21 protein-coding genes and 1 pseudogene are annotated in these 18978 nt (G+C 71.2%); 2 read left to right on the top strand and 20 right to left on the bottom strand.

Going from position 1 to position 18978, the window contains the following annotated elements; translation table 11 throughout:
• Positions 1-104: 104 nt before the first annotated feature.
• Positions 105-932, top strand: coding sequence for a 1,4-dihydroxy-2-naphthoate polyprenyltransferase (locus ACR2FV_RS01530; protein ID WP_434013962.1), 828 nt, complete (start codon positions 105-107; stop codon positions 930-932).
• Positions 933-951: 19 nt separating this feature from the next.
• Here the strand turns inward: ACR2FV_RS01530 and ACR2FV_RS01525 are convergent, their stop codons facing one another.
• From ACR2FV_RS01525 to ACR2FV_RS01445, 17 genes are all read right to left on the bottom strand, one after another.
• Positions 952-1230 carry a DUF4229 domain-containing protein gene (locus tag ACR2FV_RS01525; RefSeq protein ID WP_434013961.1) on the bottom strand — a complete coding sequence of 93 codons (279 nt, stop codon included), beginning with the start codon at positions 1228-1230 and terminating at the stop codon, positions 952-954.
• Positions 1227-2195 (bottom strand): c-type cytochrome biogenesis protein CcsB, encoded by a 969-nt coding sequence (ccsB, locus tag ACR2FV_RS01520; protein ID WP_434013960.1) that lies wholly within the window; start codon positions 2193-2195, stop codon positions 1227-1229. The genes ACR2FV_RS01525 and ccsB overlap by 4 nt, the downstream gene beginning before the upstream one ends.
• Complete coding sequence (gene resB, locus ACR2FV_RS01515; protein WP_434013959.1) at positions 2192-3781, bottom strand: cytochrome c biogenesis protein ResB; 1590 nt, start codon at positions 3779-3781, stop codon at positions 2192-2194. Before resB ends, ccsB begins: the two co-directional genes overlap by 4 nt.
• A gap of 20 nt (positions 3782-3801) precedes the next feature.
• A complete protein-coding gene (locus tag ACR2FV_RS01510; RefSeq protein WP_434013958.1) occupies positions 3802-4548 on the bottom strand; it encodes a cytochrome c biogenesis CcdA family protein in 747 nt (248 codons plus the stop codon).
• Positions 4545-5165, bottom strand: coding sequence for a TlpA family protein disulfide reductase (locus ACR2FV_RS01505; RefSeq protein WP_434013957.1), 621 nt, complete (start codon positions 5163-5165; stop codon positions 4545-4547). The genes ACR2FV_RS01510 and ACR2FV_RS01505 overlap by 4 nt, the downstream gene beginning before the upstream one ends.
• Entirely contained in the window at positions 5162-5806 is a 645-nt protein-coding gene (locus tag ACR2FV_RS01500) for a histidine phosphatase family protein (protein ID WP_434013956.1), read from the bottom strand. Before ACR2FV_RS01500 ends, ACR2FV_RS01505 begins: the two co-directional genes overlap by 4 nt.
• Positions 5803-7176: a glutamate-1-semialdehyde 2,1-aminomutase gene (gene hemL, locus ACR2FV_RS01495; RefSeq protein WP_434013955.1), complete on the bottom strand. Its 1374-nt coding sequence runs from the start codon at positions 7174-7176 to the stop codon at positions 5803-5805. The genes ACR2FV_RS01500 and hemL overlap by 4 nt, the downstream gene beginning before the upstream one ends.
• Positions 7177-7199: 23 nt before the next feature.
• On the bottom strand, positions 7200-7745 hold the full coding sequence (locus ACR2FV_RS01490) for a MarR family winged helix-turn-helix transcriptional regulator (protein WP_434013954.1): 546 nt from the start codon (positions 7743-7745) through the stop codon (positions 7200-7202).
• Positions 7742-8737: a porphobilinogen synthase gene (hemB, locus tag ACR2FV_RS01485; RefSeq protein ID WP_434013953.1), complete on the bottom strand. Its 996-nt coding sequence runs from the start codon at positions 8735-8737 to the stop codon at positions 7742-7744. Before hemB ends, ACR2FV_RS01490 begins: the two co-directional genes overlap by 4 nt.
• Positions 8734-10386 carry a uroporphyrinogen-III synthase gene (locus ACR2FV_RS01480; RefSeq protein WP_434013952.1) on the bottom strand — a complete coding sequence of 551 codons (1653 nt, stop codon included), beginning with the start codon at positions 10384-10386 and terminating at the stop codon, positions 8734-8736. Before ACR2FV_RS01480 ends, hemB begins: the two co-directional genes overlap by 4 nt.
• Positions 10383-11393, bottom strand: coding sequence for a hydroxymethylbilane synthase (gene hemC, locus ACR2FV_RS01475; RefSeq protein WP_434013951.1), 1011 nt, complete (start codon positions 11391-11393; stop codon positions 10383-10385). The genes ACR2FV_RS01480 and hemC overlap by 4 nt, the downstream gene beginning before the upstream one ends.
• Complete coding sequence (locus ACR2FV_RS01470) at positions 11390-12712, bottom strand: glutamyl-tRNA reductase (protein WP_434013950.1); 1323 nt, start codon at positions 12710-12712, stop codon at positions 11390-11392. The genes hemC and ACR2FV_RS01470 overlap by 4 nt, the downstream gene beginning before the upstream one ends.
• Positions 12709-13377: a redox-sensing transcriptional repressor Rex gene (locus ACR2FV_RS01465; RefSeq protein WP_434013949.1), complete on the bottom strand. Its 669-nt coding sequence runs from the start codon at positions 13375-13377 to the stop codon at positions 12709-12711. The genes ACR2FV_RS01470 and ACR2FV_RS01465 overlap by 4 nt, the downstream gene beginning before the upstream one ends.
• Before the next feature lie 114 nt (positions 13378-13491).
• Positions 13492-13794 carry a glutaredoxin family protein gene (locus ACR2FV_RS01460; RefSeq protein ID WP_434013948.1) on the bottom strand — a complete coding sequence of 101 codons (303 nt, stop codon included), beginning with the start codon at positions 13792-13794 and terminating at the stop codon, positions 13492-13494.
• Between the two features lie 27 nt (positions 13795-13821).
• On the bottom strand, positions 13822-13920 hold the full coding sequence (locus ACR2FV_RS01455) for a 30S ribosomal protein bS22 (protein WP_003792170.1): 99 nt from the start codon (positions 13918-13920) through the stop codon (positions 13822-13824).
• 109 nt (positions 13921-14029) lie between these two features.
• On the bottom strand, positions 14030-14230 hold the full coding sequence (locus ACR2FV_RS01450) for a helix-turn-helix domain-containing protein (protein ID WP_434013947.1): 201 nt from the start codon (positions 14228-14230) through the stop codon (positions 14030-14032).
• Positions 14231-14422: 192 nt separating this feature from the next.
• A complete protein-coding gene (locus ACR2FV_RS01445; protein WP_434013946.1) occupies positions 14423-15610 on the bottom strand; it encodes an acetoin utilization protein AcuC in 1188 nt (395 codons plus the stop codon).
• A 69-nt stretch (positions 15611-15679) separates the two neighbouring features.
• Here ACR2FV_RS01445 and ACR2FV_RS01440 point away from each other — a divergent pair, with 69 nt between their 5' ends.
• Positions 15680-16348 (top strand): potassium channel family protein, encoded by a 669-nt coding sequence (locus tag ACR2FV_RS01440; protein ID WP_434013945.1) that lies wholly within the window; start codon positions 15680-15682, stop codon positions 16346-16348.
• Positions 16349-16677: 329 nt separating this feature from the next.
• On the opposite strand, the gene ACR2FV_RS01435 is transcribed toward ACR2FV_RS01440, so the two are convergent.
• The 3 genes and pseudogenes from ACR2FV_RS01435 to ACR2FV_RS01425 form a co-directional block, all read right to left on the bottom strand.
• Positions 16678-17214, bottom strand: coding sequence for an N-acetyltransferase family protein (locus ACR2FV_RS01435; protein WP_434013944.1), 537 nt, complete (start codon positions 17212-17214; stop codon positions 16678-16680).
• 143 nt (positions 17215-17357) lie between these two features.
• The gene (gene ltrA, locus ACR2FV_RS01430; RefSeq protein ID WP_434013943.1) at positions 17358-18674 is read right to left on the bottom strand and encodes a group II intron reverse transcriptase/maturase; all 1317 of its coding nucleotides are present in this window, start codon (positions 18672-18674) and stop codon (positions 17358-17360) included.
• A gap of 43 nt (positions 18675-18717) precedes the next feature.
• Positions 18718-18978: pseudogene (locus tag ACR2FV_RS01425) on the bottom strand (hypothetical protein); the annotation flags it as partial.

Raw genomic sequence — 18978 nt, 5'->3', positions numbered from 1 at the left:
TCCTTAGCTCCGCGTCACTACGACGAACTCTTTGCTTTTCTGGGGGGTCTTTCCTCTTCGTTCCCCCCCCCCCCGGTTGTCCCCCCCCCCCCCCCCCCCGGACCCTGCCTGCCGCCTTCGCCCCCGTCGCCATCGGCACCGGTGCAGCGCATGCGGCAGGCTCTGCGGATGCCGGCCTTGCCCTGCTGGCCCTGGTCGTCGCGGTGGCCCTGCAGGTCGGGGTCAACTTCGCCAACGACTACTCCGACGGGGTGCGCGGCACGGACGCGACCCGGGTCGGGCCCACCCGGCTGGTCGGCCAGGGCCTCGCCGACGCGGCCATCGTCAAGGCGGCGGCGTTCGGCTGCTTCGGCGTGGCAGCCGTCACGGGACTGGCACTGGTGGCGCTGACCAACTCCTGGCTGTTCCTGCTGCTCGGGGGTCTGGCCATCGTGGCGGCGTGGCGATACACCGGGGGGGCCCACCCGTACGGCTACCGGGGGCTCGGTGAGGTGGCGGTCTTCGTCTTCTTCGGTCTGGTGGCCGTGCTCGGCACGCAGTGGACGCAGGCGCAGCAGCTGAGCCTTGCGGGCGTCGCCGGGGCAGTCGGGACCGGGGCCTTCGCCTGCGGCATCCTGGTGGCCAACAACCTGCGCGACATCCCGGGGGACCAGGCGGTGGGCAAGCGGACGCTCGCGGTCCAGATCGGGGCGGAGCGCACGCGGCTGCTCTACGTCGCCCTGATCGCCCTGCCGCACCTCGTGGTGCCGCTGGTCGCGATCGGGCATCCCTGGTCGCTGCTGGCGCTGCTCGCGCTGCCGGTCTCCTGGCCCTTCGTGCGGCTGGTTCGCTCGGGGGCGACCGGAGCCGCGCTCATCCCGGTGCTCGGGGGCACCGGCGTGGCCCAGCTGACCTACGCCGCGCTGCTGAGCCTGGGGTTGCTGGTCGGCTGAGCCGCAGCCGGGTGCAGCCTCAGGCGGGACCGATCTCGTCGTCCTCGTCGTCCTCGTCGGTGCGCTGCGCGGCTATCCGCTGCTGCCGCTGGGCGCTGCGGCGCTGCACGGTGCGCTCCACCCGCTGGGCCATCTCGATCCGCTGGCGGCGCAGCATGAAGAACGAGGTCACGGCGGAGAACAGCGCTGCGAACACCAACGCCCACAGCCCGGGCACGCCCAGCCAGGTCAGCGCGAGCAGGAAGACCGCGAAGATCAACAGCCGCAGAACGGTGTAGCGCAGGACCACCGGCGTCATACCCCCGAGTAGCTGTGAAACCCGACGAAGAAGATGTTGACCACGGCATAGTTGACGATCACACAGCCGAAGCCGGCCACCGCGATCCAGGTCGCCCGACGGGTGGTCATCCCGGTCGTGGCGCGGGCGTGCAGGTAGGCGGCGTAGACGGTGAAGATCACGAACGTCCACACCTCCTTGGGGTCCCATCCCCAGTAGCGCCCCCAGGCCTGCTCGGCCCAGATGGCCCCGGCGACCAGGGTGAAGGTCCACAGCGGGAAGGCCACCACGTGGACACCGTAGGTCAGCCGCTCCAGCGCCGCGGCACCCGGCAGTGCGGAGCGCCAGCCGGACACCTCGACCCCGCCCGCTGCTCGCTCGGCGCGCTCCCGCAGCAGGTAGAGACAGGCAGTGGCGAAGCCGACGATGAACAGCCCCACGGTCAGCGTGGCGACGGTGACGTGGATGACCAACCAGATGCTGTTCAGCGAGGGCAGCAGCTGGGAGGCCTCGGTGTACCACGCCAGTCGCGCCGCGCCCAGGATGAGCAGCACCGGGGTGACGACAAACAGGCCGAGCCACAGCCGGTCCCGGCGCAGACTCCAGCCGCTGTAGATCAGCAGCGCGAAGGAGCAGGCGGCCAGGGCGAACTCATACATGTTGCCCAGCGGCGCCCGCTGCACCGACAGTCCGCGCAGCGCCGTCGCGGCGACCAGGAGCAGGGTCGCCAGGATCGTCAGCTGCAGTCCGAGCACGCCCCAGCGCCGCTGCGCCGGCCCGCCGACCGCGGGTGCGACGGTCGCGGTGATGACCGCTGCGCCACCGCTGCGGGTGGCCTCCGCCTCCTCGACCCGGTCCGTCTGGTCAGTCCTGTCGGTGTTGTGCACCGCGAGGTGCACCGCGAAGGCCAGCATCGCCAGCACCAGTGCTGCCATGGTGGCCCACACCCCGAGGTCGGAGGCCGCAGCGAGGCTCTGGTCGGTCATCGCTTGCCCTTCGTCGCTGTCGGTTCCACTCGGTCCCGGATCTGCTCGGCGATCCGGTCGACGAGCTCCTCCAGTCGTGGGTCGGTGTCCTTGGCCAGGCCCGCCACGCTCACTCCAGTATGCCGCCCGTCCCCCTGGTCCTCGTCGGTGACCCGGACGAAGAGCCGCTGCCGGCGCACCGCCAGCATGAGCGTCAGACCGATGAGGGCCCCCACTGCGAAGACCAGCACCGCCAGCCGGCCCGGGTCGTGCCGGACGACCAGGCCGCCCCACCGGGAGACACCGTCGAGGGTCACGCTGCCGCGCCCGTCGGGCAGCTGCTCGGTCTCCCCAGGGGACAGCAGGAGCTGGACCTGGGACCCGGAGGCGTCGGTGACCGGCTCCATGCCGCTGACGTCGAGGGTGTAGACCGACTGTGCGGCGCCGTCGGGGAACAGGTCTCCCTCGTAGATCCCCAGCGCCAGCTGCGGGTCGGCGAGGCCGGGGAAGTCCGACGTCGGCCCCCGGTCCGCGTCGAAGCGAGCTGTGGGTAGGAAGGCGCCGTAGAGGCCCAGCTCGGGGTCGGCGCCGGCGACCTTGATCGCTCCCGTGGAGGTGTAGTTGTCGTCCTGCGGCAGGAACGGCACGGCGTCCCGGTAGACGATCGTGCCGCCGGCGTCCCGCACCGTCACCTCGGGGGCGTAGCCGTTGCCGAGCAGGAAGACCGACGTGCCGTCCAGGTGCAGCGGGTCGTTGACCGCGAGCCGCTGCACCTGCTCGGGCTCCCCCGGTGCGGCGGCCACACTGACCTGGGCCTCGAAGAGTCGCGGGGCGCCGAACTGGGCACCGGTCGCCTCGGTCTCGAACTCGACGTTGAGGTCCTCGATCCGCATGGTGAAGGGTTCGAGGGCATCGAGATCGACCCACGGCCCGGGCCGCATCGTGTCGTAGGTCGCCACGTCGGAGGCGAAGTCGCGCCCCTCGGGAAGGATCACCTCGGCCCGCCAGCCCCACAGCCCTCCCACGGCAACCGAGACGATGACCCCGAGCAGCGCGACGTGGAAGAGCAGGTTGCCGCTCTCCTTGAGGTAGCCGCGCTCGGCGGACAGGCCCCGCTCGCCCGGTGCAGTAGTGCGCAGCCGGGCCCGGTGGCCGCGCAGCACGGATCGGGCCGCCGCGAGCACCTGGTCGGGGTCGGCGTCCAGCACGGTATGCCGATGGGCGGGCAGCCGCTCCAACCGTCGCGGGACCGCCGGGGGCGGGGTGCGCAGCGCCCGCCAGTGCGCCTTGGTGCGCGGCACGAGGCAGCCGACGAGCGAGACCATGAGCAACAGGTAGATGGCGGCGAACCACGGTGAGGCGTAGACGTCGAACAGGCCGAGCCGGTCCAGCCACGGACCGAGGTCGGGGTGCTCGCGCAGATACTGCGTCACCCGCGGCGGGTCGACGCTGCGCTGCGGCCAGATCGAGCCGGGCACCGCGGCCACCGCGAGCAGGAGCAGCAGCAGCAACGCGGTCCGCATACTGGTCAGCTGCCGCCAGATCCAGCGTAGCCACCCGACCGGGCCGAGGGTGGGCTGTGTGATGGTCGGGTCGGCCCGGCCCACGCGGTCTCCAGCCAGCCGGGTCACAGGATCGTCTCGAACGAGGAGGTGAGCCGGGTCTGCACCCAGGCGGTCGCGGTCTCCCAGACGCCGAGCACCATCAGGGCACCGAGCACGATCAGCAGGACACCGGAGCCGCGCAGCAGTGCCTGGTGGTGGCGTCGGAGCACCGAGGAGGCACCGCCGACCCATCCGGCCCCCGCGGCGATCAGCACGAAGGGGATGCCGAGCCCCAGGCAGTAGGCCACGGCGAGCAGGATCGCTCGTTCGACCACTCCGTCGCTGGGCACCAGCGAGGCCCCCAGGGTCTGGATCGCCGCGAGGGAGGGGCCGGTGCAGGCGCTGAACCCCAGGCCGAACACCACCCCGAGCAGCGGCGCACCCAGGAGTCCCGCGCCGGGGCGCCAGCGCACCTGCCACCCCCCGGCGCCGGGGGGCACCATCAGCACCCCGAGGCCGATGACGACGAGGCCTCCGAGCCGCAGCAGCAGCCCCTGCTGCTCCTGCAACATCAGCCCGACCGAGGACAGCACGACACCCATGGCGATGAAGACCGCGCTGAAACCGGCGACGAACAGCGCTGCCCCCAGCACTACCCGGCCGCGGCCGGCCTCCTGGCCGGGGCCCTGGGCCGCGCTCATCCCGCTGACATAGCCCAGGAAGCCGGGGACCAGGGGCAGCACGCAAGGCGAGGCGAAGGAGACCAGGCCGGCCAGCAACGCGACGGCGAGCGCCGCGAGCAGGGGACCGCTCAACACCAGTTCGGTCACGATTCGGAAAGCACGTCCTCGATGAGAGCGTTCAGCGTGGAGGCGTCGACCTGGCCCGCCACCCGGGCGGCCACCCGGCCCTGGGGGTCCAGGACCAGCGTGGTGGGCCGTGCCTGGGCCAACCCCCGCAGGTCCAGCAGGGTGCGCCCGCCGTCGTCGACAAGGGAGGGATAGCTGACCCCCTTGGCCTCCTGGAAGGCCAGCGCGGCGTAGTCGCTGTCGCGGTCGTTGACCCCGATGAAGTCGACCGGCTCACCGGCCTGCGCGTAGTCGCTGTAGACCTGCTCGAGGTCGGCCGCTTCGGCCTGGCACGGACCGCACCACGAGCCCCAGACGTTGACCACGAGCACCTCACCACGCTGGTCCTGCGCGGACCACGGGTCGCCCTCCAGGGTCGTCCCGTCGAGCTCCAGGCTCTGCTCCCGTTGCTCGGGGGTGACGACCTGGACGGCGCCGTCGCCGGAGATGTAGCCCTTCTCCTGCCCCGCCTGGGCCTGCGCCTCCACGGTGTTGTCACTGCACCCGGCGACCGCGAGCAAAGTCGCCAGCGCGGCGGTGCGCCCTACGACGGACAGCGCGCTCGCAGGCCCGGACCCTCGCCGGGCAGCCGTCCTCACGCCCCGGCCCCGGGTTGGGCCTGCTCGGCCAGCTCGCCGACCGGCTCGGCATACAGGACCTCCACCGCGCGCTCGCCCTGGTAGCGCACCGAGGTGACCGAGGCGAGGGTGCACTGCCTGCGCCGCGGGTCGTGCCACAGCCGCTTGCCCTCCAGGTGCCGGCGCAGGGTCCACACGGGCAGCTGGTGGGAGACCAGGACGGCCTCGTGGCCGCAGGCCTGCTCGCGGGCGGCCTGGACAGCGACCTCCATCCGCTCGGCGATCCGGTTGTAGGGCTCCCCCCAGCTGGGACGAAGAGGGTTGGTCAGCAGCCGCCAGGTGGCCGGTCGTCGCAACGCCCCGCGCCGCCCGGCGACCACGGTGCCCTCGAAGGCGTTCTCCGCCTCGATCAGCCGGGGGTCGATGGCGACCTCCAGGTCGTGCCGGGCGGCGATCGGCGCGGCGGTCTCCTGGGCCCGCTCCAGCGGGGAGGAGACGACGTGCACGACGTCGCGCCCGGCCAGGTAGTCGGCGCTCCGCTCGGCCATCTCGACGCCGAGCTGGGAGAGGTGGAAGTCGGGCAGCCTGCCGTAGAGGACCCGGGAGGGGTTGTGCACCTCGCCGTGCCGCACCACGTGCACGATCGTCGTCGCCGGGGTCATCGCTGCGAGCCCGTCGCGCCCTGGGCGGTCTGTGCCGCCGCGGCGTGGATGGCCCGCACCGTGTGCTCGACGGCGTCGTCGTCGTGCGCGGCGCTGACGAACCATGACTCGTAACAGCTCGGCGGGAGGTGCACGCCACGGCGCAGCATGGCATGGAAGAACCGGCCGTATGCGGCAGCGTCCTGTCGCTGCGCCCCCGCGAAGTCATGCACGTCGCCGTCGGCGAGGAAGACGCTGAACATGGAGCCGGCCCACTGGATGCGGTGCGGTATGCCGTGCCGGGAGAAGGAGTCGTGCACCGCACCGGCCAGCGCACCGGCCACCTCGTCGAGCCGGGCGTAGACCTGCGGTGTGCAGGCCCGCAACGTGGCCAGCCCGGCGGCGGAGGCCACCGGATTGCCGGACAGCGTCCCGGCCTGGTAGACGGGGCCCTCCGGCGCCAGCAGCGCCATGACGTCGGCCCGCCCGCCGAAGGCCGCGGCGGGGAAGCCGCCCCCCATGACCTTGCCGAAGGTGAACAGGTCCGGTGCGCCCCCGGCATACGGCCCCTCCAGGCCGAACCAGCCGGCCGGGCCCACCCGGAAGCCGGTCATCACCTCATCGGAGATCAGCAGTGCCCCGTGCTCGCGGGTGATCCGCAGCAGCGCCTCGGTGAAGCCGGGGCGGGGCGGGACCACGCCCATGTTGCCGGCCGCGGCCTCGGTGATGACGGCGGCGATCTCGTGGCCCCGCTCGGCGAAGGCCTGCTCCAGCGCGTCCACGTCGTTGAAGGGCAGCACGATCGTCTCCCCCGCGCTGGAGGCCGGCACCCCGGGCGAGTCCGGCAACGCGAAGGTCGCGACGCCGGAGCCGGCGGCGGCCAGCAGCGCGTCGACGTGACCGTGGTAGCAGCCGGCGAACTTGACCACCGCCGAGCGGCCGGTAAAGCCTCGGGCCAGGCGCAGCGCGCTCATCGTCGCCTCGGTGCCCGAGTTGACCAGCCGCAGCCGCTCCGCGGGCTGGACCCGGCGGGCGATCTCCTCGGCGAGCAGCACCTCCCGCTCGGTGGGGGTGCCGAAGCTGAAGCCCTCAGCGGCCGCCTCGCGCACCGCGTCGAGCACCGCGGGGTGCGCGTGCCCGAGGATCATCGGCCCCCAGGAGCAGATCAGGTCGACGTAGCGCCGCCCGTCGGCGTCCTCCAGCCACGGGCCCTGCGCGCGGCGGACGAAGCGGGGGCTGCCACCGACCGAGCGGAAGGCCCGCACCGGGGAGTTGACCCCGCCGGGGATGACCTGGCGGGCCCGATCCAACAGGGCTGCGGACGCCGGAGCCTCGTCGGCATACGGAGTGGTCGGTGCGCTCCCATCGGGGCTCAGGTGCACGGGCGTCATACCTCTCATTGTCCCACCGGTCACTACTCGAACGCGTCCTGCCCCTGCGCCTCGGACGTGCGGTTGGCCAGGATCACCCGGCGCATCACCACGCCGAGAGTCTCCATCTCCTGCGCGGACATCAGGTCGACCAGCCGTCGGCGGACATCGTGCACGTGGCTGGGGGCGATGCGGGTCACCAGCTCTTGCCCTGCCGCGGTCAAGGCGAGCTCCACTCCGCGCCCGTCCCCCCGGACCGGGCTGCGCTGCACGACCCCTGCGGCCTCCAGCCGCTTGGCGGCGTGGGTGAGCCTGCTGCGGGACTGCACGACCAGGTCGGCGAGCGCGGACATCCGCTGGCGTTGCTGCGGCGCCTCGGACAGCAGGATCAAAATCTCCCACTCGCTCATCCGCAGTCCGAACTCGGCGAGGTCGCGGTCCAACGCCTCCATCAGCAGGTAGTAGCCGCGCAGGAAGGCCCGCCAGGACAGCTGCTCCTGGTCATCGAGCCAACGCACCGGCTCCGCGGCGGCATGAGCGGGCGCCGCCACCTCGGCGCGGGGGTCCTGGGCCGGGCTGGTCGGTGTCACGACCGGTCCGCCTTGGCGAGCAGCCCCGCCATCGTCACGGCGTAGTAGGTCAACACCAGATCGGCTCCCGCTCGCTTGATGGAGGTCAGCGTTTCGGTGACGGCACGGTCGCGGTCAATCCAGCCCCGTGCGGCGGCCGCCTCGATCTGGGCGTACTCCCCCGACACCTGGTAGGCGGCGACCGGCACGTCACTGGCGGCCGCGACGTCGCTGAGCACGTCCAGGTAGGGCAGCGCAGGCTTGACCATCACCAGGTCGGCCCCCTCCGCAAGGTCCAGCCGCAGCTCGCGCAGCGCCTCGGTGCGGTTGGCCGGATCCTGCTGGTATGTCGACCGGTCACCGCGCAGGGTCGACCCGACCGCCTCCCGGAACGGCCCGTAGTGGGCCGAGGCGTACTTCGCGGTGTAGGCGAGCACGGCCACATCCTGGTGCCCCTGCTCGTCCAGCGCCTCGCGCACGACCTTGACCTGGCCGTCCATCATCCCGGAAAGTCCCACCACGTGCGCGCCTGCAACGGCCTGCGCCACCGCCATCTGCGCGTAGCGCTCCAGCGTGGCGTCGTTGTCGACCCTGCCGGCGGCGTCCAACACCCCGCAGTGACCGTGGTCGGTGAACTCATCCAGACACAGGTCAGCCATCAGCACCGTGTCGTCCCCCAGCTCGGCCCTTAGGTCAGTCAGCGCGACGTTGAGAATGCCGTCGGCGTCGGTCGCCCCACTGCCGAGGGCATCGCGGTGTTCGGGCACCCCGAAGACCATCAGCCCCCCGACCCCGGCGGCGACGGCCTCGGTCGCCGCCACCCGCAGCGAGTCACGGGAGTGCTGCACCACCCCGGGCATGGCGGAGATGGGATGCGGCTCCCGCAAGCCCTCTCGCACGAACATCGGCAGCACCAGATCGGCCACGCTCAGCCGATGCTGGCGCACGAGACGACGGATGGCCGGCGTGCTGCGCAACCGCCGGGGCCGTTCCTGCGGAAGCGTGCGGCTCACGCCCGGGCCTTGGGCTGGGCTCGTCTTCCTGCGGGCCGGCGCTGGCTCGGCCGCAGTACCTCCTCGCCCGCCTGGGTCGTGGCGTCGGCGACGTCGCCGGCGTGCGCCGCCAGGGCGTCGATCAAGGACGCGGAGGACGCCTCGGGGGCGACGACGTCGACCCGGAGCCCGTGCTCCTCGGCAGTCCGGGCGGTCGCCGGGCCGATACAGGCCACGACCGTGCAGGGGTGCGGCTTGCCGGCGATGCCCACCAGGTTGCGCACCGTCGAGGAGGAGGTGAAGCACACCGCATCGAACTCGCCGCCCTTGATGGCCTCGCGCACCGGGGCCGGGGGCGGTGTGGCCCGGACCGTGCGGTAAGCCGTGACGTCGTCCACGTGCCACCCGATCTGCTGCAGACCGGCGACCAGCGTGTCCGTTGCGATGTCGGCCCGCGGCAGCAACACCCGGTTGATCGGGTCCAGCACGTCGTCGAACGGCGGCCACGCCTCGAGCAGACCGCGGGCCGACTGCTCCTGCTCGGGCATCAGATCCGGCTCCAGTCCCCACTCACGCAGCGCCTCCGCCGTCACCCCGCCCACGGCGGCGATCTTCAGGCCCGCGAAGGCCCGGGCATCCAGACCGCACTCGGTGAACTTCTCCCGGATCGCGCGCACCGCGTTGACCGAGGTGAAGCCGACCCACTCGTAGCGACCTGTGACCAGGCCCTTGATCGCCTTGTCCATCTGCTGGGGGGTGCGCGGCGGCTCCACGCTGATCGTCGGGACGACGGCGGCCGTCGCACCGTAGGCGGCGATCCGCTCGCGCATCGGTCCGGCCTGGTCCTGCGTGCGAGGCACCAGGATGTGCCAGCCGAAGAGCGGCTTGCTCTCATACCACGACAGCTCTCCGCGCAGGGCCACCTGCTCGCCCACCACCGCGACGCTGACCTCGCCCAGCTCGTCACCGGCCAGCTGCTCGACCGCGTCGTCAAGGCAGGTGACATGGGTGTGCTGGGTGACCGTGGTGCCGTGCTCGGTGAGGGCCACCGGAGTCTGGACGTCCCGGCCTGCCTTGCGCAGCCCCAGCAGAGACTTGCGCAGGTCACCGGGCGCGCCAAGGAGCACCACCGTGATGTCGTCGGCGACCGACAGGGACCAGTCGGTCTTGGTGTCGCCGGCGTTGATCATGTGCAGCTCACGGACGCCGCGACCGGTCAGCGGGACCCCGGCATACGCGGGCACCGACCAGGCCGTGCTGACCCCGGGCACGATCTCGAAGGGCACCCCTGCCTTGCTGCAGGCCAGCGCCTCGGTGGTCAAGCCGCTGAACGCGCTGGGGTCCCCGTCCATCAGGCGCACCACCAGCATCCCGTGGTCGGAGAATCGGCGGGCCGTGCGCACGACCAGGCTGGCCCGCGAGGCCGGAGTGAGCGCCTTGCCACTCTCGCCCTGCCGGCCGTCCAGGATCTCGGCGTCGGTCCGGGTGTAGCGGCGGACCTCCTCGGCCCGGTGCAGTGAGTCGAGCACGACGACGTCGGCTGCGCTCAGGTAGTCCCGGGCCCGCACCGTCAGCAGACCGGGGTCCCCGGGGCCGGCCCCCACGAAGGCCACCCTCGCCGAGGGCGCGCTGGTGCTGCTGCTGGTGGATGCGGCGGATTGGGTGCTCACAGGTCACGCTCCGTTGTCGTGGGCGACTCAGCCGGGGTCGGCTGTGCGGTGGCAAGGCGGTCCAGCAGGTGCTCGGCCACGGACTGACCGAGCTCGGCCGGGAGCGACCCGGCCATGGTGTGACGCAGCGACCTGCCGCGCAGCGCCACGAAGGCAGTCAGGCTCAGTCCCTCGGCGTCGGCCCGGGCCAGCGCTCCGATCGGCGACGTGCAACCGGCCTCGAGTCGGTGCAGCAGCGCCCGCTCGGCGGTGATCTCGGCGCGGGTGCCCCGGTGGTCCAGCGTGGCGCAGGCCTGGCGCACCCCGATGTCGTCGGTCCGGCACTCCACGGCGAGGGCACCCTGGCCGGGAGCCGGCAGCATCCGGTCGAGGTCGAGGATCTCCGTGGCGTCCTCCATCCGGTTCAGCCGGATCAGCCCGGCGGCCGCGAGGACGATCGCGTCGACCTCGCCGGAGCGCACCTTGGCGATCCGGGTGTCGACGTTGCCCCGAATGTCGACGATGCGCACCTGCGGCGCGAGGAGCTGGAGCTGCGCCGCCCGGCGCGGAGACCCGGTGCCCACCGGTGCCCCCACGTCGAGCTCCGCAAGACTCACACCGGTCCGCGTGATGACGACGTCGCGCGGGTCCTCCCGCTCGGGCACGGCCGCCACCACCAGCCCCGGCTCGGGAGCCACCGGGAGGTCCTTCAGGGAGTGCACTGCCACGTCGATGTCCCCGTCCAGCAGCGCCGTGCGCAACGCCGAGACGAACACTCCCGTGCCGCCGATCTGCGTGAGCGGAGCCGTGCTGAGGTCGCCCTCGGTGCGCACCGGCACCAGCTCAACGTCCTGGCCGCGGCCGCGCAGCCGGTCGGCCACCCAGCCGGCCTGCGTCGCCGCCAGCGTGCTGGTCCGGGTCCCCAGTCGCAGGACCCGCGCGCCCTGGGCGCTGGGCTCCTCCGGACGACCGGTCATGCACTGCTGCTCGGCGCTCGTGAAGGGAGGGGTGTGCCGCACCCAGGTCATGGCGTCACCTCCGGCCCGGACGCCGGCGGGGTGGACACGACCGTAACCTCGCGCGGGTCGAGGTCGAACAGCTCGCGCAGCGCGTTGGCGTAGTCCCCCGCGCCGTCACCGGACTGCAGGGTCTTGACCCGAACTGTCGGGGTGTGCAGGAGCTTGTCGACGACGCGCTGCACGGTGCGACGCACCTCGGCCTGCTCGGCTTGCCCGAGACCGGGCAGCCGCTGCATCAGTCGGGCGTACTCCAGGTCGACGACCTCACCGGCCCGTGCGCGCAGCGCGGCGACCGTCGGCGCGACCCGCTGCTCCCGGCGCTGCGTGAGGTAGGCAGCGACCTCCGCCGTCACCAGGTCGCGCACCTCGCGGACGGCCGGGTGCTCGGTGCGCTCGGCGCCGCGACCCGTGGTGTCGCCCTGCAGGTCCGCCAGGCTCCACAGATGCACGCCGGGCTGGTCGGCGGTCTCGGGTGCGACATCCCGGGGCAGCGCTAGGTCGAGCACCACCACCGGGTCGGCGCGGTCGGCGCGCGCGTGTGCCAGCAGCCCGGCCGGCAGGACGTGCCCGGTCGACCCGGTGCAGGAGACCACGAGGTCGGCGCTCGAGAGCACCTGCCCGAGATCCGACCACTCGGCGACGCGCCCCTCATGCAGACCGGCCAACCGGGTGGCGCGCAGCCGGGTGCGGTTGACGACGGTCAGATCGCTCACCCCGGCGCGGCCCAGGATGGCCAGGGCGAGACCCGAGACCGCGCCGGCCCCGATCACGACGGCCCGGGCCCGGGACAGGTCCGGCAGCACACGCGCGGCGTGCTCGAGCCCCAGTCCCACCAGGGAGCGGGCCACGACGTCGATGTCGGTGACAGCGTGCGCCTTCTTGCCCACGCGCAGAGCCTGCTGGAGCAGGGGGTTGAGGACCGGTCCGACATCGCCCGTCTGCTGGCCGGCGGCAAGCGCCCCGCGCAGCTGTCCCAGAACCTGGCTCTCGCCCACGGCCAGGGAGTCCAGACCGCAGGCCAGCTCGAAGAGGTGGCAGACGGCGCGATCCTCGTAGTGCACGTAGAGGTGCTCCGACAGGGTGTCCAGCCCGACCCCGGTCACCGTGCTCAACTGCTCGCCCACGGCGTGCAGCGCACCGTGGAAGGTCTCGGCCTCCACGACCACCTCGACGCGGTTGCAGGTGGCCAGGACGACGACCTCGCTGATGTCGTCGTGACTGCGCAGCCGGCTGACGAGCGCGGTGCCTGCCTCCGGCCCGAGGGCCACCCGCTCGAGGATCTCGAAGGGGGCGCTGTAGTGGGACAGCCCCACGATCAGGGTGCTCAACGGACCCCCTCCCGTCCAGGGTGGACCGCGGGCATGCGCCGCTGCTCGTGAAAGGCCAGGATCTGCAGCTCCATCGCCAGATCGACCTTGCGCACCGCGACGTCGTCGGGGACGCTCAGCACACTCGGCGCGAAGTTGAGGATCGAGCGCACGCCCAGCCGCACGAGGTGGTCAGCGACAAGCTGCGCCTGGTCTGCCGGTGTGGTGATGACTCCGATGGCCGGCGGGGTGCCGACCAGCGCCAGCTCCTGCAGAGTCTGGACCCGCAGACCCTGGACCGTCTCGCCGACGATCGAGGAGTCTGCATCGGCCAGCGCGACGATGCGGAAGCCCCGGCCGCTGAAGCCGCTGTAGGCCGCCAAGGCGCGGCCGAGGTTGCCCAGCCCGACGATCACCACCGACCACTCGCGGGTGAGTCCCAGCTCCCCGGCAATCTGTGCCGCAAGGCGGTCCACGTCATAGCCGACTCCACGCACTCCGTACGAGCCGAGATGGGACAAGTCCTTGCGCAGCTGGGAGGAGCGGACACCGGACGCGGCGGCCAGCTCCTCGGAGGAGATCGACGTCGTGCCCCGCTCGGCCGAGGCCGTCAGCGCCCGCAGGTAGGCCGGCAGGCGCCCCACGGTGGCTTCCGGCACCCCACGGCGAGCGGCTTCGGCCGTCACGGCGACACCGACTCCTTCCGCTCGTCCGGTCCTATATCAGACCCACGTCGGCGATGTGCCGACACCCCAGGGTAAGACTTTGTGAACCAATGCACAAAGTCAACGGCTCACCGATCAGCGGCCGGCCAGCGCCTCGGCCAGGCGGGCGCGGTCCACCTGCCAGTAGTCGTGCCGGCGGCCGTCGACGAACACCACGGGGAGCCAGTCTCCGTACTCGGCCAGCAGGACGGGGTGCTCATCGATGTCGGCCTGCGTCCAGGCGACGCCGGTCTGGGCACAGACCTCGTCAAGCACCACGGCGGCCCGCTCACACAGGTGACACCCACCGCGGGTGAGCATGGTCACGCGAAGGGGGGCCCCGGTGTGGTCGCGGGGCGGCAGATCCGCGAAGGCGATCGCGGCGTCGTGCTCAGGCACAGGTGACCAGCCGCGGCTGCGGATCGGCTACTTCTTGTTGCGACGCTGGTGACGCGTCTTGCGAAGCAGCTTGCGGTGCTTCTTCTTGGCCATCCGCTTGCGGCGCTTCTTGATCACTGAACCCATGAACAACCGTTGCTTTCGTCGAGAGGGACATATGGAGTGGTACAAATTTGACTTCGCACTTTACCTGCTTGAGCGGGGAGGTCTGCACCCCACCCTGGATCGGACGGGCTCAGGCCGTCCCGTGGTAGGAGTCGCGCAGGTAGTCGTGGACAGCCTGCCGGGGCACCCGGAAAGAACGACCGACCCGCACTGCAGGCAGCTCACCGCTGTGCACCAGCCGGTAGACGGTCATCTTGGAGACCCGCATCAGATCGGCCACCTCGGCCACGGTCATGAACGTCAGCTCCGTCACCGGGCGCTCCTCAGCCATCACGGGTCCTTGTCTCGTCGTCCTCACGGACACGCGGCGCGGCACGCGGCGGAATCCGATGTGAGGGACACACTATGGGCAGATCGGCCGAAGCGGAAGTGCAGAACCTGCGATGTCCAGCGCGACACGCCACAGTCCCGTGGTGTGAGCAGCCTCACGGTCTGGTCCCGGTCTCGCTTGCCGAGCATCTTTTCAGTCCAGATAGGGGTCCAGGCCCCAGCCGGCGAAGCTCGCGCGTCGCGTGGCCATCACGGCACGGTCCAGGGGGTCCTGCGGGTCGTAGTCCTCCGCCCAGGAGCCGTAGCGGATGTCCCGGCCCCCCAGGTCGCTCATCCCTAGCGGTGCGACGACCCCGAGGCGCTCGCGGACCAGCTCCCGCCAGTCCGGGGGCACCGGCGTCGTGGGGTCGACCGGTCGGTGCACGGCCACCCCGATGAGGTGCGACCAGACCCGGGGCACCACCTGCACCAGCTCATAGCCACCGCCTCCCAGGGCGACCCAGCGGCCGTCACAGACGTCATGGGCGAGCTCGTGCACCCACTGCGCTGCGGTGCGCATCGCGTCGATCGAGACGGCGAGATGGGCGAGAGGGTCGGAGAAGTGCGTGTCGCAGCCGTGCTGGCTCACCACGATGTCCGGGTCGAACGCCTCCACGACGGCGGGCACCACCGCGTGGAAGGCCCGCAGCCAGCCCTCGTCCCCGGTCCCGGCCGGCAGCGCGATGTTGACGGCGGTGTCCAGCGCCTGAGGACCTCCCGTGTCCCCCGGGAAGCCGGTGCCCGGGAAGAGCATCTGACCGCTCTCGTGCAGCGAGACCGTCAGCACCCTGGGGTCGTTCCAGAAGATCTGCTCGACACCGTCCCCGTGGTGCACGTCGAGGTCGATATAGGCCACCCGTCGAGCGCCGTGGTCCAGCAGCCACCGGATGCCGACGGCGATGTCGTTGTAGACGCAGAAGCCTGAGGCCCGGTCCGCCATGGCGTGGTGCAGGCCGCCGGCAGTGTTGACCCCGTGCTCAGCGCCTCCCTCCCACACGGCGCGACATGCGCTGACCGTGCCGCCCACGGCCAACGCGCTGGCCTCATGCATGCCGGCGAAGGCCGGGGTGTCCTCGGTGCCCACACCGTGGGCACCGACCGCGGAACCGGGATCCTCGGACAACCGGGCGACCGTGTCGATCATCGTCGTGGTGTGCACCGTGGCCAGCAGGGCGCGGCTCGCGTGCTCCGCGGGCACGACGCGCACGCCCGAGCCGGCCAGCAGCCCGAGCTGCTCGGCCAGCAGATGGGTCAGCTCGAGCCGGATCGGGTGCATGGGGTGGCCTTCCCCGAAGTCGTAGGCCGTGAAACGGTGGTCCCATACGACGTGTGCACCGATCATGGAGTTACGCTAGCCGACCCGGACCCCGGCCTCCGGCACTCGAGCACTCGGCAGGAGACGGAGACCACGATGGGCAAGCACCGGCTGTTCGACGAGGATGTCCTGGTCATCGGGTTGGGACGGTTCGGCGCTGCGGCGGCGCTGGAGATGGATCGGCTGGGCTACCGGGTGCATGGCATCGAGATGGACGGGGAGGTCGCGGAGCGCTACTCGCGCAAGCTGATGCGCGTGCAGTCGCTCGACGCGACCGACCCCGAGGAGCTGCGCAAGGCCAAGCCGCAGGACTTCCGGATCGCGGTCGTGGGGATCGGCACGGCCGTCGAGGGTTCGCTGCTGACGGCCGGCAACCTGGTCGACGCCGGCACCCCCTCCATCTGGGCCAAGGCGGTCAGCGCCGAGCACGCCCGACTGCTGGAGCGGATCGGAGTGCACCATGTGGTCTTCCCCGAGGCCGAGGCGGGCGGGCGGGTGGCGCACCTGGTCAACGACAAGATGGAGGGCTACATCGAGTTCGAGGACGGCTACGCCATCGTCAAGATGCGCCCTCCGCAGGAGATGATCGGCTTCACCCTCGGGGACTCCCACATCCGCAAGCGCTACGGGGTGACGGTCGTCGGGGTCAAGGCACCGGGAGAGGACTTCACGCATGCGGTGCCCGAGACCAAGGTCGGGCCGCATCACATCATGATCGTGTCCGGGCCCAGCCAGCTGATCGAGCAGCTGGCCGCGCGGCCCTGAAGCCCCGACCGGGGGCGTGACCCTCGACGTCAGCTTTGTCAACACCAGCGTGTGCCCGTCCGGGGTCACCTACGTCGACGGCGGCGAGGAGACGAGCGCAGAGCCGCTGAGCGTCGTTCTCGCGGTCCCGTGAGCGCCCGTCGACCTGCGCTGTCCGGGCGCCTGACGACGTTGTGTGCGTAGGGTGACACTCGGCACCATACGCACAGCCTGCAAGCGCTACCCCGGTGCGTAGGGTGACACTCGGCACCATACGCACGCCGTTCTTGGCCGACGCGCTGCCCGCATGCCTCCGGCGCAGAGTCGGCAGACCAGCGCACCGGATCTGCTCACAGGCTGGTCGGGATGTCTCCGGAGGAGGAGCCCACGGGCAGCACCATGGCCATCTCGGTGGCGTCCTCGTCCTCCTCCACCCCGCGCAACCGCATCGGCCGACGGTTGTCGGTGGGACGGAAGCCGAAGCTGCTCGCGAAGGCGACGGCCCGGCCGTTGTCGGTGCCGACCCAGTAGACGAGGTGGTGCAGGTCGTCCTCGCGCGCGGTGCGGGCGGCGGCCTCCAACAGGCGTCGAGCCACGCCGGTGCCGCGCTGGTCGGGGTGGACCCACAACCCGAAGAGCTCCCCGACACTGTCCTCCGCCGTGCCCTCTGTGCCGATGCTGGCGACGCCGACGGCATCCTTGTCCCGCTGCGCCAGCAGCCGTTGGGAGCGCCGCATCCGATCACGCCACCGCTCCTCGGGGAAGTCGTTCTCCTCCTCGACCGAGGCCACGAACGCCTCGGGCGACTCCTTGAGCGCCCGCAACCGCACCTCGCGGTAGTCGACCCAGTCCTCTTCGGTCAGTCGGCGCACGGTGATCTCTGTCATGGGCTTACTCTGGCACAGACCGGCCCCCGATCTCGATCCCTTGACAAGGTGTAGGGTCGGGGGCTGCCGCGGTGGCGTAGTGCTTACGCTCCGTTTCCAGCCCCCGCCCGTCGAACCGTGCATGCGGTTCTCCCGCACACGGCTCACCGACGTCGTTCACCGCCGGCATTCGGCCTTGCCCGCCAGTCCCGGAAGGGTCTGGGTGCGGCCACGGTTCCATGCAGATCGATCAGCCCGAGTTGGTTCGGGGAGGCATAGGCCACCACGTACCAGCCGAATCCGCGGCTGCGTTGATGTCGCTTGGCGACAACGATTGCCAACCGCATCCGGGCATAGCGGGTGATCTCGTCGAACTGGTCGGCGGAGTTGCCGTACCGGAAGTACGCGGCCCAGCCGCGTAGGAACCGGTTGAGATCCTCGACCATCCAGTCGACCGGCAGCAGCAGCCTGCTCCGGACCGTGAGTTCACGGATCCGGTCCCGGGCGTGCTGCATCGCCTTGCTCGCGGGCCAGCGAGCCAGGAAGGTGACGCCTTTGGTCCCGACCCGACCCTGACTGGACACCAGCCGGTGGTGGAAGCCGAGGAAGTCGAAACCTTCCCCACCCACCTGCAGGTGCACAATCCGGGTCTTGGCCGCCTTGGGCTCCAAGCCCAGGTCGGCCAACAGGTCCCGCAGCCGCGCAAGCGCGGCGTCGGCCTGCTGGCGGGACTTGCACATCACCACCAGGTCGTCGGCGTACCGCACCAGCACTCCGTCAACACGGTCCTCCCATGCCCGGTCCAGCCGGTGCAGGTAGACGTTCGCCAACAGCGGGGAAACAACCCCGCCTTGTGGAGTGCCGGTCACCGACCGGCGGACCTGCCCGCCGTCCATCACTCCTGCACGCAGCATCGCGCGCAGCAGCTTCAGCACGGCTTGGTCACAGACCCGTTCCTGGACTGCCTGCATCAACTTCTCGTGCGGAATCGCCTCGAAACAGTTGGCGATGTCCGTCTCGACCACCCACCGGCGTCCCCGCCAGGACTCATCAATGAGGACCTGCAGGGCGTCGTGCGCTGACCGTTTCGGGCGGAACCCGAAAGAGCACGGCAGCATGTCGGCCTCGAAGATCGGCTCAAGCACAATCTTCATGGCCGCCTGCACGACCCGGTCACGAACACTCGGGATCGACAACGGTCGCCGATCGCTCGTGCCGGGCTTAGGAATGAACACCCGGCGCGCCGCGATCGGACGGTAGCCGCCATCCCGCAACTCGCGGGCCACCTCATCGAGCAGCCGGGTAACCCCGTACTCCTCGACCATGGCCAGCGTGGTCTGGTCGATACCGGCTGCACCGTTGTTCCGGCGCACGTTGACCCACGCCCGCCACAGGACGTCTCTGCGATAGACCTTGTCCCGCAACGAGTGGAACCGTCGCCCAGGATCGGCCTTGGCCGCCCGGTAAAGCGCATGCTGCAAGGCACGGACAGGATCCGAGGGAGAACGTCCCTCGACGGCGGGACTAGGGCGTGTCCCGTGAATGGTGACGGACGGGGTCGCGGAGCCAGATCCTGATGGTCGCGACATCGATGGTGCCCTTGTAGACGAACTCGCGTTTGTCGTACCGGGTGGCTACGGCTCGGGCGGTGCGGATCTTGTTGATCGCACGTTCCACGGTGTTGCGTTGCTTGTACATTTCGGGGTCCACCGTGGGTGGTCGCCCGCCCTTGCTGGCCTTGGCCAGGCGCCAGCGGCCTGGTTGGACGGGACCGGGATGGTCGCG

Source organism: Ornithinimicrobium sp. (assembly GCF_051004135.1).
Taxonomy (GTDB): domain Bacteria; phylum Actinomycetota; class Actinomycetes; order Actinomycetales; family Dermatophilaceae; genus Ornithinicoccus.
This window is presented reverse-complemented; position numbering and strand designations above follow the sequence as displayed.

Coding starts and splice junctions, on each gene's coding strand:
- ACR2FV_RS01435 (WP_434013944.1), bottom strand. CDS start 17,214: ATGACAGAGATCACCGTGCGCCGACTGACCGAAGAGGACTGGGTCGAC.
- ACR2FV_RS01455 (WP_003792170.1), bottom strand. CDS start 13,920: ATGGGTTCAGTGATCAAGAAGCGCCGCAAGCGGATGGCCAAGAAGAAG.
- ACR2FV_RS01500 (WP_434013956.1), bottom strand. CDS start 5,806: ATGACCCCGGCGACGACGATCGTGCACGTGGTGCGGCACGGCGAGGTG.
- ACR2FV_RS01445 (WP_434013946.1), bottom strand. CDS start 15,610: ATGATCGGTGCACACGTCGTATGGGACCACCGTTTCACGGCCTACGAC.
- ccsB (WP_434013960.1), bottom strand. CDS start 2,195: ATGACCGACCAGAGCCTCGCTGCGGCCTCCGACCTCGGGGTGTGGGCC.
- ACR2FV_RS01525 (WP_434013961.1), bottom strand. CDS start 1,230: ATGACGCCGGTGGTCCTGCGCTACACCGTTCTGCGGCTGTTGATCTTC.
- hemC (WP_434013951.1), bottom strand. CDS start 11,393: ATGACCTGGGTGCGGCACACCCCTCCCTTCACGAGCGCCGAGCAGCAG.
- ACR2FV_RS01450 (WP_434013947.1), bottom strand. CDS start 14,230: ATGGCTGAGGAGCGCCCGGTGACGGAGCTGACGTTCATGACCGTGGCC.
- hemL (WP_434013955.1), bottom strand. CDS start 7,176: ATGACGCCCGTGCACCTGAGCCCCGATGGGAGCGCACCGACCACTCCG.
- ACR2FV_RS01440 (WP_434013945.1), top strand. CDS start 15,680: ATGGGCAAGCACCGGCTGTTCGACGAGGATGTCCTGGTCATCGGGTTG.